The 13183-nt window shown below is 59.4% G+C and carries 15 protein-coding genes; 6 read left to right on the top strand and 9 right to left on the bottom strand.

Annotated features, from left to right (window positions below; translation table 11 throughout):
- Positions 1–5: 5 nt before the first annotated feature.
- Positions 6–413, bottom strand: a complete 408-nt coding sequence (locus AB4P92_RS17120) for a flagellar basal body-associated protein FliL (RefSeq protein ID WP_042561670.1) — start codon at positions 411–413, stop codon at positions 6–8.
- Between the two features lie 150 nt (positions 414–563).
- On the opposite strand from AB4P92_RS17120, the gene AB4P92_RS17115 reads away from it, so the two are divergent.
- Entirely contained in the window at positions 564–1541 is a 978-nt protein-coding gene (locus AB4P92_RS17115) for an NADPH:quinone oxidoreductase family protein (protein WP_200612565.1), read from the top strand.
- 15 nt (positions 1542–1556) lie between these two features.
- Here AB4P92_RS17115 and AB4P92_RS17110 read toward each other — a convergent pair whose 3' ends face one another.
- On the bottom strand, positions 1557–2186 hold the full coding sequence (locus tag AB4P92_RS17110) for a flagellar basal body-associated protein FliL (protein ID WP_261735556.1): 630 nt from the start codon (positions 2184–2186) through the stop codon (positions 1557–1559).
- A 224-nt stretch (positions 2187–2410) separates the two neighbouring features.
- Here AB4P92_RS17110 and glpT point away from each other — a divergent pair, with 224 nt between their 5' ends.
- The gene (gene glpT / locus AB4P92_RS17105) at positions 2411–3760 is read left to right on the top strand and encodes a glycerol-3-phosphate transporter (RefSeq protein WP_395597913.1); all 1350 of its coding nucleotides are present in this window, start codon (positions 2411–2413) and stop codon (positions 3758–3760) included.
- Here glpT and AB4P92_RS17100 read toward each other — a convergent pair.
- From AB4P92_RS17100 to AB4P92_RS17070, 7 genes are all read right to left on the bottom strand, one after another.
- A complete protein-coding gene (locus AB4P92_RS17100) occupies positions 3736–4404 on the bottom strand; it encodes a gamma-glutamylcyclotransferase (RefSeq protein ID WP_395597912.1) in 669 nt (222 codons plus the stop codon). The two genes, glpT and AB4P92_RS17100, sit on opposite strands and share 25 nt — an antisense overlap.
- Positions 4405–4613: 209 nt before the next feature.
- Positions 4614–5582 (bottom strand): CDP-6-deoxy-delta-3,4-glucoseen reductase, encoded by a 969-nt coding sequence (locus AB4P92_RS17095; protein ID WP_042561675.1) that lies wholly within the window; start codon positions 5580–5582, stop codon positions 4614–4616.
- Positions 5582–7048, bottom strand: a complete 1467-nt coding sequence (ubiD, locus tag AB4P92_RS17090) for a 4-hydroxy-3-polyprenylbenzoate decarboxylase (protein ID WP_047304091.1) — start codon at positions 7046–7048, stop codon at positions 5582–5584. The genes AB4P92_RS17095 and ubiD overlap by 1 nt, the downstream gene beginning before the upstream one ends.
- Before the next feature lie 80 nt (positions 7049–7128).
- Positions 7129–7335, bottom strand: a complete 207-nt coding sequence (locus tag AB4P92_RS17085; protein ID WP_395599721.1) for a hypothetical protein — start codon at positions 7333–7335, stop codon at positions 7129–7131.
- A gap of 68 nt (positions 7336–7403) precedes the next feature.
- Complete coding sequence (rho, locus tag AB4P92_RS17080) at positions 7404–8663, bottom strand: transcription termination factor Rho (protein ID WP_042561678.1); 1260 nt, start codon at positions 8661–8663, stop codon at positions 7404–7406.
- A 248-nt stretch (positions 8664–8911) separates the two neighbouring features.
- Positions 8912–9241 carry a thioredoxin TrxA gene (trxA, locus tag AB4P92_RS17075; RefSeq protein ID WP_003206727.1) on the bottom strand — a complete coding sequence of 110 codons (330 nt, stop codon included), beginning with the start codon at positions 9239–9241 and terminating at the stop codon, positions 8912–8914.
- A 120-nt stretch (positions 9242–9361) separates the two neighbouring features.
- Positions 9362–10069, bottom strand: coding sequence for a FadR/GntR family transcriptional regulator (locus AB4P92_RS17070; RefSeq protein ID WP_042561679.1), 708 nt, complete (start codon positions 10067–10069; stop codon positions 9362–9364).
- 255 nt (positions 10070–10324) lie between these two features.
- Between AB4P92_RS17070 and AB4P92_RS17065 the strand changes: the two genes are divergently transcribed.
- The 4 genes from AB4P92_RS17065 to AB4P92_RS17050 are packed head-to-tail and all read left to right on the top strand — an operon-like array spanning position 10325 to position 13171.
- Entirely contained in the window at positions 10325–11110 is a 786-nt protein-coding gene (locus AB4P92_RS17065) for a transporter substrate-binding domain-containing protein (protein WP_042561680.1), read from the top strand.
- A 21-nt stretch (positions 11111–11131) separates the two neighbouring features.
- Positions 11132–11800: an amino acid ABC transporter permease gene (locus tag AB4P92_RS17060; RefSeq protein WP_047304094.1), complete on the top strand. Its 669-nt coding sequence runs from the start codon at positions 11132–11134 to the stop codon at positions 11798–11800.
- On the top strand, positions 11797–12447 hold the full coding sequence (locus AB4P92_RS17055) for an amino acid ABC transporter permease (RefSeq protein ID WP_042561682.1): 651 nt from the start codon (positions 11797–11799) through the stop codon (positions 12445–12447). The genes AB4P92_RS17060 and AB4P92_RS17055 overlap by 4 nt, the downstream gene beginning before the upstream one ends.
- Complete coding sequence (locus AB4P92_RS17050; protein ID WP_395597911.1) at positions 12434–13171, top strand: amino acid ABC transporter ATP-binding protein; 738 nt, start codon at positions 12434–12436, stop codon at positions 13169–13171. Before AB4P92_RS17055 ends, AB4P92_RS17050 begins: the two co-directional genes overlap by 14 nt.
- The last annotated feature ends 12 nt before the right edge of the window (positions 13172–13183 follow it).

Here is a 13183-nt window from a genome sequence, read left to right as displayed (position 1 = left end):
CGCACTTACTGAATGATCAGGTTGTTGAACAACAGATCCTCAACCACCGGCTTGCCAGTTTCGTCATTCATCACTTGCTGCGTTTGTTTCAACGCTTCCTGACGCAACTTTTCCTTGCCCTCGATGCTGCCCATCGCTTCTGTGGTCTGTTGGGAGAACAGCGCCACCAGCTGATTGCGAATCAACGGTTCGTTGGCCTTGACCAGCTTGGTCGACTCTTCACCGGTCACACGCAGCGCCACATCGGCTTTGAACACCTTCAGTTTCGGCGTGCCATCGAGCCCGTAGTTACCCACGAACGGCGGGCTCAGGGTGATGTAGTTGACCTTCGGCGCCTCGCCTTCTTTGGCTTCTTCGGCCAGCGCTGCCACAGGCAGAGACAGGGCCAGCAACAACATGATCCACGCTTTCACAATTCGCTCCTTATCCGGTTTGCGGCCTAGCATAACGACCCGCCGCGTAAGCACAAGCTTATGGCTGGCTATCAGGGCCGGGTATGCTCGTTGACCCGTTGACTGACACACCTACACTTATCGGCCATCACTCCCAAAGGAATAGCCCTGATGAAAGCCGTGCTGTGCAAAGCCTTCGGCCCTGCCGAATCGCTGGTGCTGGAAGACATCGCCAGTCCTGTCGCCAAGAAGAACGAAATCCTGCTGGACGTGCACGCCGCCGGGGTCAACTTCCCGGACACGCTGATCATCGAGGGCAAATACCAATTCAAGCCGCCCTTCCCGTTTTCGCCAGGTGGTGAAGCGGCCGGCGTGGTTAGCGCCGTCGGCGAAAAGGTCAGTCATCTGAAAGTAGGCGACCGGGTCATGGCCCTTACCGGCTGGGGTAGCTTCGCCGAGCAGGTCGCGGTGCCGGGCTATAACGTGCTGCCGATTCCGCCGTCGATGGACTTCAACATCGCCGCTGCATTCAGCATGACCTACGGCACCTCGATGCACGCCCTCAAGCAACGCGCCAACCTTCAGCCGGGCGAAACCCTGCTGGTGCTGGGTGCTTCCGGCGGTGTCGGACTGGCGGCCGTAGAAATCGGTAAAGCCATGGGCGCGCGGGTCATCGCCGCGGCCAGCAGCACGGAAAAACTCGCCGTGGCCAAGGCTGCCGGCGCCGATGAACTGATCAACTACAGCGAAACCAACTTAAAGGAAGAAATCAAACGCCTCACCGACGGTCAGGGTGCCGACGTGATCTACGACCCGGTCGGCGGCGATCTCTTCGACCAGGCCATCCGCGCCATCGCCTGGAACGGACGCCTGCTGGTGGTCGGTTTTGCCAGCGGACGCATTCCCGAGTTGCCCGTCAACCTCGCCCTGCTCAAGGGTGCCGCGGTACTCGGCGTGTTCTGGGGCTCCTTCGCTCAGCGCCAACCGCAGGACAACGCGGCGAACTTCCAGCAACTGTTCGGCTGGTTTGCCGAGGGCAAGTTGAAACCGCTGGTGTCGCAGGTATACCCGCTGAGCAATGCGGCGCAAGCGATCAATGATCTTGGCCAGCGCAAGGCTGTGGGCAAGGTTGTGGTGCAGGTGCGCTGAAATCAGGAAGAACTTTTAACTGCCGGGCGATCCCGCAAAATCGCCCGGCAACAGCTGTTCCTGAATCTTCTGACTACGTGACTCGATGAGTTTGCCGTTGTCATCAAAGCGTAGAACGATGAGCCAATCGTAAACATCCACAGGCCATTTCGGCATACCGATCAGGGCGGGGCCATCGCCGCCGAACGCCGCTATCAGCTTATTGATGTGCCCGTGGTGCCAGGCGATGAGCAATGTTTTCGCCTGATTTTTCTCGCGTAGCAGACTCACCAATTTATCGACCTTGCTATTGGCACAGGGTTGTTCGATTGGCAGTTGCAGGCGTAGGGACAGCGGGATCAGTGTTTGCCGAGGCCGGATACTTTCGGCGCTGTCTGCGGTCGCAATCAGCCGCTGCGGTGTTAGGGGCTGACCATCCAGTTTCAGCGGGGTGAAATAGTCGGCGTACGCCGCGGCGCGCTGTTCGCCTCGGGCATTGAGCTCCCTGCCCACGTCGGGTTTTTCCGCATGACGAACGATCAACACCGTGACATTGCGCAAGCCCGGGGCCGCAGAGCTCTGGACAACACTCAACGCCAGTACTGAAGCCGCAACGACGGCCACCATAAACAACCTCGGCAATAACCTGCGGACCTTCGGAGCCATCGTTTATCTCTGCTGAATCAGGCGGGACTACTGAGCCGAGTCTAAGACACAACCCTTCAATCGCGACAAAAACGCCCCGTTCTTACAGCTGAGCGACAGGTTCGTAAAGGAATGTGCGATTTCCAACATTTCCCCTTTTTGGTGGATGCGAATCAGTGCTATTTTCGGTAACGAAACTGTAACATTCGCATCCGCAGTCAAAACAAGAAATCTGGAGCTCTTGAATGTTTGCTTTCTTTCGTCCTGCCGCACATCAGGCTCCATTGCCTGAAGAAAAAATAGACAGCACCTACCGACGCCTGCGCTGGCAGATCTTCGCTGGCATTTTCATTGGCTACGCGGGTTATTACCTGCTGCGCAAAAACTTCTCCCTGGCCATGCCGTACCTGATCGACGAGGGCTACAGCCGTGGCGATCTGGGTCTGGCGATGTCGGCCATCGCCATTTCCTATGGTCTGTCCAAGTTCCTCATGGGCCTGGTATCCGACCGCTCCAACCCGCGTTTCTTCTTGCCTTTCGGCCTGCTGGTATCGGCTGGGGTAATGTTCGTGTTCGGTTTCGCGCCGTGGGCGACGTCCAGCGTGACCATGATGTTCATTCTGTTGTTCATCAACGGCTGGGCACAGGGCATGGGTTGGCCGCCGAGCGGGCGAACCATGGTGCACTGGTGGTCGCAGAAAGAACGCGGCGGCGTGGTCTCGGTGTGGAACGTGGCGCACAACGTCGGTGGTGGTCTGATCGGCCCGCTGTTCCTGCTCGGCATGGGCCTGTTCAACGACTGGCACGCGGCGTTCTACGTGCCGGCAGCTGTGGCTCTGGCCGTGGCGGTTTTCGCCTTCATGACCATGCGTGACACCCCGCAATCGGTTGGCCTGCCGCCAATCGAGCAGTACAAGAACGACTACCCGGAAGGCTACGACGCCAGCCACGAAGACGAATTCAGCACCAAGGAAATCTTCGTCAAATACGTGCTGCGCAACAAAATGCTCTGGTACATCGCCATGGCCAACGTCTTCGTCTACCTGCTGCGCTACGGCGTACTGGATTGGGCGCCGACGTACCTCAAGGAAGCCAAGGGCTTCACCGTGGATAAAACCTCGTGGGCCTACTTCTTCTACGAATGGGCAGGGATCCCGGGCACGCTGCTGTGCGGCTGGATGTCGGACAAGATCTTCCGTGGCAACCGTGGCCTGACCGGCATGGTGTTCATGGCATTGGTGACCGTGGCAACGCTGGTTTACTGGCTCAACCCGGCCGGCAACCCGACTGTGGACATGATCGCGCTGGTCTCCATCGGCTTCCTGATCTACGGTCCGGTGATGCTGATCGGCCTGCAGGCGCTGGAACTGGCTCCGAAAAAAGCCGCGGGTACTGCTGCGGGTTTCACCGGTCTGTTCGGTTATCTGGGTGGTTCGGTCGCGGCCAGTGCGGCGATGGGCTACACCGTCGACCACTTCGGCTGGGACGGCGGTTTTGTCCTGCTGGTGAGCGCGTGCCTGCTGGCGATGGCCTTCCTGGCCCCGACGCTATGGCACAAGCAAGTCGCCAGTCAGAGCCGCGAAGCGGTCGCTTGATCGACCTGTGATTTACAACGTTTGAGCCGCGCCTCCAGATTTCGGTCTGGCATGGCGTGGCTGCGCAGGGCGTGGGCGGTCTGCTCGACATAATCGCGAGTGGTTCCGTAACGCCCGCAAGCGCTTGCGAACACTTGGCTCAGCACGTGATCCGGCAAGTTGCCGGCATAGCTGGGCAGGTGTCGCTCCAAAACAAATCCTAATGCCTGAACCTGACTGCCATCTTCGAGCCGGCAGTTGAGCCAGTGTGGCCGATAGGACGGGAACGGCATCTCGCGCTTCCACAGTGCATACAGCGCACTGTCCAGATCGTCTTCGGGCAAGCGATAAGCAAACCCACTGCACGAACCGCCACGATCCAGACCGAACACCAGCCCCGGCATTTCCGGGGTGCCGCGATGTTCGTGCGACCATAGGTACAACCCACGATGATAGCCATACACGCGACCGCGCATGCGCTGCGCCGAATTGCATTCCGGCCGCCAGATCAGCGAACCGTAGGCGAACAGCCACACCGGCCCGCCCTTGTGGCGCGCCATGGTCGATTGCATGGAAGCGAGAAGTTGTTCGTGCGTCAGCTGCGGCCCAAGATCGAGCCGCGGAGGGTAAGCCAGGTTCAGAAAAGCGTTTTCAATGGCACTCATGGCGAATAGCGTTCAGCTCCCCGCGGGTGAAGAATTACTTAATAGAACGCACCGCTGTAACAATAAGGCACATATGTTTTAAGGCAATTTAGGTGCCATGGCACACTTCTTAATAGATTGCCTGATTGATATATAACCTAGCGGTATTTACCCAATTAGATAAATACCGATCGGCTATATAGTGAGTTATAACGATTTACCCGCACGGCTCAAGAGCGCGGGGCATACGCGAACACATCGGCGCGCATTTGATGAGCATCCATCCCCGCTTCGACCAGCGCGTCCAGCGTCCCGTAGACCATGGCCGGCGAGCCGCTGGCGTAGACGTGAAGGGACTTGAGATCGGTAAAGTCTTCACAGACCGCCTCGTGCAGCATTCCGCAGCGGCCTTCCCAGCCACATTGGTCGCTGACGACTTTGTGCAGGAACAGATTGGGCAGCTTCACCCATTCGTCCCAATGTTCGATCTCATAGAAATCTTCCGGCCGACGCACGCCCCAATACAGATGCACCGGGTGCTTGAAGCCGTTGGCGCGGCAATGTTCGATCAGGCTGTGGATCTGGCCCATTCCTGTGCCAGCGGCAACCAACACCAGCGGCCCGTCCGGCAGCTCGGCGAGGTGAGTGTCACCGAATGGCAGTTCGACGCGCACCATTGCGTTGCGTTGCAGCTGTTCGATCAGGCTCAACGCACTGGCTTCGCGCGCCAGTACGTGGATTTCCAGGTCGCGCCCACCGTGCGGTGCCGAGGCCATGGAAAACGCTGACTTCTCGCCGCTCTCGCGCTCGATCATCAAATATTGTCCGGCGTGATAGCGCGGTGGCTTGCCGGCCGGCGCACGCAGACGCACACGCCAGGTGTCGCCGCCAACGTCGCGGCATTCGATGACCTGACACGACAGGCTACGCACCGGCAGTTCTCCCAGCGCAAGCACGCCATCCCACAGCACGATGCAGTCTTCCAGCGGCTCGGCTATGCAAGTGTAGAACTCACCGTGATCGCGCACCGTGCCGGCCTGTTCGACCCGGCCTTCCACCAGCAGCGCCGCACACACGTGGCAGTTGCCGTTGCGGCAGCTTTGCGGGCAATCGTAGCCCAGGCGCCGCGCACCATCGAGAATCCGCTCACCGGGCTGTATCTCAAGTACCGCTCCGGAAGGCTGCAGGGTTACACGCATCAATCTATTCCTAACTGATTCCAGATGGCATCGATCCGCTGGGTGACAGCGTCGTCCTTGACAATCACACGGCCCCACTCGCGAGTGGTTTCGCCCGGCCACTTGTGGGTGGCATCGAGCCCCATTTTCGAACCCAGGCCTGAGATCGGCGAGGCGAAGTCGAGGTAGTCGATCGGCGTGTTATCGATCATCACCGTGTCGCGCTTGGGATCCATGCGCGTGGTGATGGCCCAGATCACGTCGTTCCAGTCGCGGGCGTTGATATCGTCGTCAGTGACGATAACGAATTTGGTGTACATGAACTGTCGCAAAAACGACCAGACACCCAGCATCACGCGCTTGGCGTGGCCCGGATACGACTTCTTCATGGTCACGATGGCCATGCGGTACGAGCAGCCTTCCGGCGGCAGGTAGAAGTCGGTGATTTCCGGAAACTGCTTCTGCAGGATCGGCACGAACACTTCGTTCAGTGCCACGCCGAGGATCGCCGGCTCATCCGGCGGACGGCCGGTGTAAGTGCTGTGGTAGATCGGTTTGATCCGGTGGGTGATGCGCTCGACGGTGAACACCGGGAAGCTGTCGACTTCGTTGTAGTAACCGGTGTGGTCGCCGTACGGGCCTTCATCTGCCATTTCGCCCGGATGAATCACGCCTTCAAGGATGATTTCGGCAGTGGCCGGCACTTGCAGGTCGTTGCCACGGCACTTGACCAGTTCGGTGCGGTTGCCGCGCAAGAGGCCGGCGAACGCGTACTCGGAGAGGCTGTCCGGCACTGGCGTCACGGCGCCGAGGATGGTCGCCGGGTCAGCACCGAGGGCCACCGACACAGGGAACGGCTGGCCTGGATGCTTCTCGCACCACTCGCGATAATCCAGAGCGCCACCACGGTGGCTGAGCCAGCGCATGATGACTTTGTTGCGGCCGATCACCTGCTGACGGTAGATGCCCAGGTTCTGACGGTCCTTGTTCGGGCCTTTGGTGACGGTCAGGCCCCAGGTGATCAGCGGGCCGACGTCGCCAGGCCAGCAGGTTTGCACCGGCAGCATCGCCAGATCGACGTCATCGCCTTCGATAACCACTTCCTGGCACACCGCGTCTTTGACGACTTTCGGTGCCATGGCAATGATCTTGCGGAAGATCGGCAGTTTCGACCACGCGTCTTTCAAGCCCTTCGGCGGTTCCGGCTCCTTGAGGAAAGCCAGCAGCTTGCCGATTTCGCGCAGTTCGCTGACCGACTCGGCGCCCATGCCCATGGCCACCCGCTCGGGGGTGCCGAACAGGTTGCCGAGCACGGGGATGTCGTAGCCCGTCGGCTTCTCGAACAGCAGCGCCGGGCCTTTGGCCCGCAGCGTGCGGTCGCACACCTCAGTCATCTCCAGCACCGGCGAGACAGGAATCTGGATGCGTTTCAACTCTCCGCGCTGCTCAAGCTGCTGCACGAAATCCCGAAGATCCTTGAATTTCATTGACGATGGCACCCTCAAAATAGGCGTACATCCTACCTGCTCTGACGGGCAAACAGCAGCCCGTCAGCGCCTGGCATTGCTCAATTTTGGTTCCTACCCAGCAGCAGCGGCGCAAACAGCGGGCTCAGTCTGGCGCTGCCTACGTCCGAAAGATGATCCGCGTCCTTGTACTGCGAGCGGCCATCGACATCGATGGCCGGCAACAATGCGGCGGAGTGGCTGTCACCCCAGAACAATTTTGTCGCCCCACTCTCCGGATCACCGCCCACCAGACAGGACTTGGTCATCGCCTTGTCTGTGCTCAAGTGCAAAAAAAAACGCCCCTTTCGGGGCGTCCTTTTGAACAGCGCTGGTATTACTTGCGCTTCATCGACAAGAAGAACTCGTCGTTGGTCTTGGTCGTTTTCAGCTTGTCGATCAAGAACTCGATGGCCGCGACTTCGTCCATCGGGTGCAGCAACTTACGCAGAATCCACATACGCTGCAGTTCGTCGTCGGCGGTCAGCAACTCTTCGCGGCGGGTGCCGGAACGGTTGATGTTGATCGCAGGGAACACACGCTTCTCGGCGATCTTGCGATCCAGAGGCAGTTCCATGTTGCCGGTACCCTTGAACTCTTCGTAGATCACTTCGTCCATCTTCGAGCCGGTTTCAACCAGCGCGGTGGCGATAATGGTCAGCGAGCCGCCTTCTTCGATGTTTCGCGCAGCACCGAAGAAACGCTTTGGTTTCTCCAGGGCGTGAGCATCGACACCACCGGTCAATACCTTGCCGGAGCTCGGGATCACGGTGTTGTAGGCACGGGCCAGACGGGTGATGGAGTCAAGCAGGATCACCACGTCTTTCTTGTGCTCGACCAGGCGCTTGGCCTTCTCGATCACCATTTCGGCAACCTGGACGTGACGGGTCGGCGGCTCGTCGAAGGTCGAGGCAACCACTTCGCCGCGCACGGTGCGCTGCATTTCGGTTACTTCTTCCGGACGTTCGTCGATCAGCAATACGATCAGGTGAACTTCAGGGTTGTTACGGGCGATGTTCGCTGCGATGTTCTGCAGCATGATCGTTTTACCGGCTTTCGGCGGTGCAACGATCAGACCGCGCTGGCCTTTGCCGATCGGAGCGCACAGGTCGATCACACGACCGGTCAAGTCTTCGGTGGAACCGTTGCCGGCTTCCATCTTCATGCGCACGGTCGGGAACAGCGGGGTCAGGTTCTCGAAGAGAATCTTGTTTTTCGCGTTCTCTGGGCGATCGAAGTTGATCGTGTCGACCTTGAGCAGAGCGAAATACCGCTCGCCTTCCTTCGGAGGGCGAATCTTGCCAACGATGGTGTCACCGGTGCGCAAGTTGAAGCGGCGGATCTGGCTCGGCGAGACGTAGATATCGTCTGGGCCGGCGAGGTAGGAAGCGTCAGCGGAGCGCAGGAAGCCGAAGCCGTCCTGGAGAATCTCCAGCACGCCATCACCGGAGATTTCCTCGCCGCTTTTAGCGTGCTTTTTCAGCAGGGAGAAAATCACGTCCTGCTTGCGCGAACGGGCCATATTTTCTATGCCCATCTGTTCGGCCAATTCGAGCAGTTCGGTAATCGGCTTTTGCTTGAGTTCAGTCAGATTCATATAGGAATGACGTAATCATTTATGGAGGGGGGAAATTAAGCTTTTGGCTTAATGAGGCCGCGCCGCAGAGAAGGCGACAGGATCGCGTACTTATTCGAAAAGGAGTGCGTCGGCGACGGCTAGCAGGGGGCATTGGAGAAACCAGTGCGGGGCCGAATGTACCACCTGAGTTTCGGAGCGTCTAGCCCTGAATACGCAAAAAGCCCCGCTAATTGCGGGGCTTTTTTTCAGGCACTTTGCTGCGACGCTTAGATGTTGGCGTCGAGGAAAGCAGCCAGTTGCGACTTCGACAGGGCGCCGACTTTGGTCGCTTCAACGTTGCCGTTCTTGAACAGCATGAGCGTCGGGATACCACGTACGCCGTGCTTGGCCGGGGTTTCCTGGTTCTCGTCGATGTTCAGTTTGGCAACGGTCAGCTTGCCTTTGTAAGTCTCGGCAATTTCGTCCAGAACCGGAGCGATCATTTTGCAAGGGCCGCACCATTCAGCCCAGTAGTCGACCAGTACAGCGCCTTCGGCCTTGAGTACGTCGGCTTCGAAGCTAGCGTCGCTAACGTGTTTGATAAGATCGCTGCTCATGGAATTCTCCAGGTTGTAAGCAAAAAAACGTGGCCCATCATATCCGCCCCGCTCCGGTTCAGGAAGCCGCAGATGATTGAGTCTTGCTATGGTGCCTCATGAGTTTGGGTATAGCTCAAGTCAAGCGCTGGCGGGAGCAATGAAGGCGATTCCGGTGCGCAGTGCGGCGTTGCGCACGTGTTCCTGCATGGCTTTTTGCGCTGCACCCGAGGCACGCCGGGCCAGCGCGCGAAGGATCTTGCGGTGCTCCTGCCAGGTTTCCATGGCGCGTTCGGCGCGGATGAACGGTAGTTTCTGACTCTCCAGAAAGATCTCGGCGCTGGCGGTAAGGATGCTCAGCATCGCCTGATTACCGCTGGCCAACAGGATTCGTCGGTGAAATTCGAAATCCAGCTTCGCCGCCGCTTCGAAGTCGGCGCATCGCAATTGCTCGCGCATAGCGGCGACATTGTCTTCCAGCGCATCCAGATCAGATGTGCTCAACGTCACCGCCGCCAGCCCCGCCGCAAAGCCTTCAAGGGCATAGCGTAATTGAAAGATATCCAGCGGCGAGGCCTGCGCCGCGAAGGGCCAGCTCCCGGCACTCTCCCCGCGCGACAACTCCACCGGCGACTGCACGAACACACCCTTGCCCGGCTGAATGCTGACCAGACCCAGCGCGCTCAACGATGACAGCGCCTCACGCAACGACGCCCGGCTGACGCCCAGTTGAAGCGCCAGATCACGTTGCGACGGCAAGGCGTCCCCCGGGCCGAAGCCCTGTTCGGTGATCAATTTGCGGATCGCTTGCAGCGCCACTTCGGGTACGGCGCGGGAGATCGAGTTCATGATTTTCAGACGTACCAGGCCAATGTGCGGCTAGTTGTAAAGCTATTCGCCGAGTCCGGCAAGTCGTGCCCCAGCGGGGTTCGGCGAACGTGACCGATGCGCTATCGCAGTGCGAAAAACAACCTGACTGTTCAGACCAGTAAGACCGAGTAAACCCGCTGAAACTGCGGCGTGCCGGGACGAAAGCGGCGTATTGGCACGGCCCATGCTCTGTCCGATCGCAGAAAATACTTCCCGCCGATCCGGAGATTGTCCATGACCCTGCGTTACAGCGCCCTCCTCGCTTCCCTGTTTGCCGGCCTGTTGTTGTGCCAGGCGCCCGCTCACGCCGACGGTCTCGACGACGTGGTCAAACGCGGCACGCTGAAAGTCGCCGTGCCGCAGGACTTCCCGCCGTTCGGCTCGGTCGGCCCGGACATGAAACCCCGCGGCCTGGACATCGACACGGCGAAACTGCTGGCCGATCAGCTCAAGGTCAAACTCGAACTCACCCCGGTCAACAGCACCAACCGCATCCCCTTTCTGACCACCGGCAAGGTCGATCTGGTGATTTCCAGCCTGGGCAAGAACCCGGAGCGCGAGAAAGTCATCGACTTTTCTCGCGCCTACGCACCGTTCTACCTCGCCGTGTTCGGCCCACCAGAGGCGGCGATCACCAGCCTCGACGACCTCAAGGGCAAAACCATCAGCGTCACCCGTGGCGCCATCGAAGACATCGAACTGAGCAAAGTCGCCCCTGAAGGCGTGACCATCAAGCGCTTCGAAGACAACAACTCGACCATCGCCGCTTATCTCGCGGGCCAGGTCGACCTGATTGCCAGCGGCAACGTGGTGATGGTCGCAATCAGCGAAAAGAACCCGAAACGGGTACCGGCGCTGAAAGTGAAGCTCAAGGATTCGCCGGTCTACGTTGGCGTGAACAAAAATGAAACGGCGCTGTTGACCAAGGTCAACGACATTCTCAACACCGCCAAGACCGACGGTGCGCTGGAAAAGAACTCGCAGACCTGGCTGAAAGAGCCGCTGCCGGCCGATCTCTGATCGACTGCGCGGGAGAACCTCATGGCTTATCAGTTCGATTTCATGCCGGTGGTGGAAAACACCGACCTGCTGCTACGCGGCGCGCTGTTCACCCTTGAGCTGACAGCCATCGGCGCACTGCTTGGGGTGAGCGTGGGCATTGTCGGGGCGCTGGTACGGGCGTGGAACATCCGTCCGTTCTCGGCGATTTTTGGCGTCTATGTCGAGTTGATCCGCAACACACCGTTTCTGGTGCAGTTGTTTTTCATCTTCTTCGGCCTGCCTTCCCTCGGTGTGCAGATTTCAGAGTGGCAAGCAGCCGTGCTGGCGATGGTCATCAACCTCGGGGCGTATTCGACCGAGATCATCCGCGCCGGCATTCAGGCGATCCCGCGTGGGCAACTGGAAGCCGCAGCGGCACTGGCGATGACGCGCTTCGAAGCGTTCCGCCATGTGGTGCTGCTGCCGGCGCTGGGTAAGGTCTGGCCGGCCCTGAGCAGTCAGATCATCATCGTCATGCTCGGCTCGGCGGTGTGTTCGCAAATCGCCACCGAGGAGCTGAGCTTTGCCGCCAACTTCATTCAGTCGCGCAACTTCCGCGCATTTGAAACCTACGCGCTGACCACGCTGATCTATCTGTGCATGGCGCTGCTGATCCGCCAATTGCTCAATTGGCTCGGCCGTCGCTACATTTCCAGGAGCAGCCAATGAGCGACTTCACGTTCTGGGACATCCTGCGCAACCTGCTCACCGGCCTGCAATGGACACTGGCATTGTCGCTGGTGGCGTTTATTGGCGGCGGCATCGTCGGGCTGCTGATCCTGATAATGCGCATCTCGAAAAACACCCTGTCGAGCAATATCGCCCGCACCTGGATCGAGCTGTTCCAGGGCACGCCACTGTTGATGCAGCTGTTTCTAGTGTTCTTCGGCGTGGCGCTGGCCGGGATCGAGATTTCGCCGTGGATGGCGGCGGCGGTGGCCCTGACCTTGTTCACCAGCGCCTATCTGGCGGAGATCTGGCGCGGCTGCGTCGAGGCGATCCCCAATGGCCAATGGGAAGCCTCATCGAGCCTGGCGCTCAATCCGCTGGAGCAATTGCGCTACGTGATCCTGCCGCAAGCGCTGCGCATTGCCGTGGCGCCGACCGTGGGTTTCTCGGTGCAAGTGGTCAAAGGCACTGCCGTGACCTCGATCATCGGCTTCACCGAACTGACCAAGACCGGCGGCATGCTCGCCAACGCCACGTTCGAACCCTTCATGGTCTACGGCCTCGTTGCCCTCGGCTATTTCCTTCTCTGCTACCCCTTGTCCCTCAGTGCGCGCTACCTGGAAAGGAGACTGCATGCCTCTGCTTAGAATTTCCGCCCTGCATAAATACTACGGCGATCACCACGTCCTCAAAGGCATCGACCTCAGCGTCGAGGAAGGCCAGGTGGTGGCGATCATCGGCCGCAGCGGCTCGGGCAAATCGACCCTGCTGCGCACGCTTAACGGCCTGGAGTCGATCAATGACGGCGTGATTGAAGTCGACGGTGAATACCTCGACGCCGCCCGCGCCGACCTGCGCAGCTTGCGGCAGAAAGTCGGCATGGTGTTCCAGCAGTTCAATCTGTTCCCGCACCTGACTGTTGGCGAAAACGTCATGCTCGCCCCGCAAGTGGTGCAAAAAGTGCCAAAGGCCAAGGCTGCCGAACTGGCGCGCGCGATGCTGGAGCGTGTCGGCCTGGGCGAAAAGTTTGACGCGTTCCCGGATCGGCTGTCCGGCGGGCAGCAGCAACGCGTGGCGATTGCCCGGGCGTTGGCGATGTCGCCGAAAGTGCTGCTGTGTGACGAGATCACTTCGGCGCTGGACCCGGAGCTGGTCAATGAAGTGCTCGCCGTGGTTCGGCAACTGGCCAAAGAAGGCATGACGCTGATCATGGTCACCCATGAGATGCGCTTTGCCCGTGAGGTCGGCGACAAACTGGTGTTCATGCACCATGGCAAGGTGCATGAAGTGGGGGATCCGAAAGTGTTGTTTGCCAATCCGCAAACGGCGGAACTGGCGAATTTCATTGGTTCGGTTGAAGCGGTGGCCTGAAAAAGCTCGGCA

This window comes from Pseudomonas sp. A0308, from assembly GCF_044218815.1.
In the GTDB taxonomy this organism is placed as follows: domain Bacteria; phylum Pseudomonadota; class Gammaproteobacteria; order Pseudomonadales; family Pseudomonadaceae; genus Aquipseudomonas; species Aquipseudomonas iridis.
The sequence above is the reverse complement of the archived record's forward strand: the minus strand, read 5'-3'. Positions and strand labels throughout refer to the sequence as shown.

Coding starts and splice junctions, on each gene's coding strand:
- AB4P92_RS17115 (WP_200612565.1), top strand. CDS start 564: ATGAAAGCCGTGCTGTGCAAAGCCTTCGGCCCTGCCGAATCGCTGGTG.
- AB4P92_RS17110 (WP_261735556.1), bottom strand. CDS start 2,186: ATGGCTCCGAAGGTCCGCAGGTTATTGCCGAGGTTGTTTATGGTGGCC.
- glpT (WP_395597913.1), top strand. CDS start 2,411: ATGTTTGCTTTCTTTCGTCCTGCCGCACATCAGGCTCCATTGCCTGAA.
- AB4P92_RS17100 (WP_395597912.1), bottom strand. CDS start 4,404: ATGAGTGCCATTGAAAACGCTTTTCTGAACCTGGCTTACCCTCCGCGG.
- AB4P92_RS17095 (WP_042561675.1), bottom strand. CDS start 5,582: ATGCGTGTAACCCTGCAGCCTTCCGGAGCGGTACTTGAGATACAGCCC.
- ubiD (WP_047304091.1), bottom strand. CDS start 7,048: ATGAAATTCAAGGATCTTCGGGATTTCGTGCAGCAGCTTGAGCAGCGC.
- AB4P92_RS17085 (WP_395599721.1), bottom strand. CDS start 7,335: ATGACCAAGTCCTGTCTGGTGGGCGGTGATCCGGAGAGTGGGGCGACA.
- rho (WP_042561678.1), bottom strand. CDS start 8,663: ATGAATCTGACTGAACTCAAGCAAAAGCCGATTACCGAACTGCTCGAA.
- trxA (WP_003206727.1), bottom strand. CDS start 9,241: ATGAGCAGCGATCTTATCAAACACGTTAGCGACGCTAGCTTCGAAGCC.
- AB4P92_RS17070 (WP_042561679.1), bottom strand. CDS start 10,069: ATGAACTCGATCTCCCGCGCCGTACCCGAAGTGGCGCTGCAAGCGATC.
- AB4P92_RS17065 (WP_042561680.1), top strand. CDS start 10,325: ATGACCCTGCGTTACAGCGCCCTCCTCGCTTCCCTGTTTGCCGGCCTG.
- AB4P92_RS17060 (WP_047304094.1), top strand. CDS start 11,132: ATGGCTTATCAGTTCGATTTCATGCCGGTGGTGGAAAACACCGACCTG.
- AB4P92_RS17055 (WP_042561682.1), top strand. CDS start 11,797: ATGAGCGACTTCACGTTCTGGGACATCCTGCGCAACCTGCTCACCGGC.
- AB4P92_RS17050 (WP_395597911.1), top strand. CDS start 12,434: ATGCCTCTGCTTAGAATTTCCGCCCTGCATAAATACTACGGCGATCAC.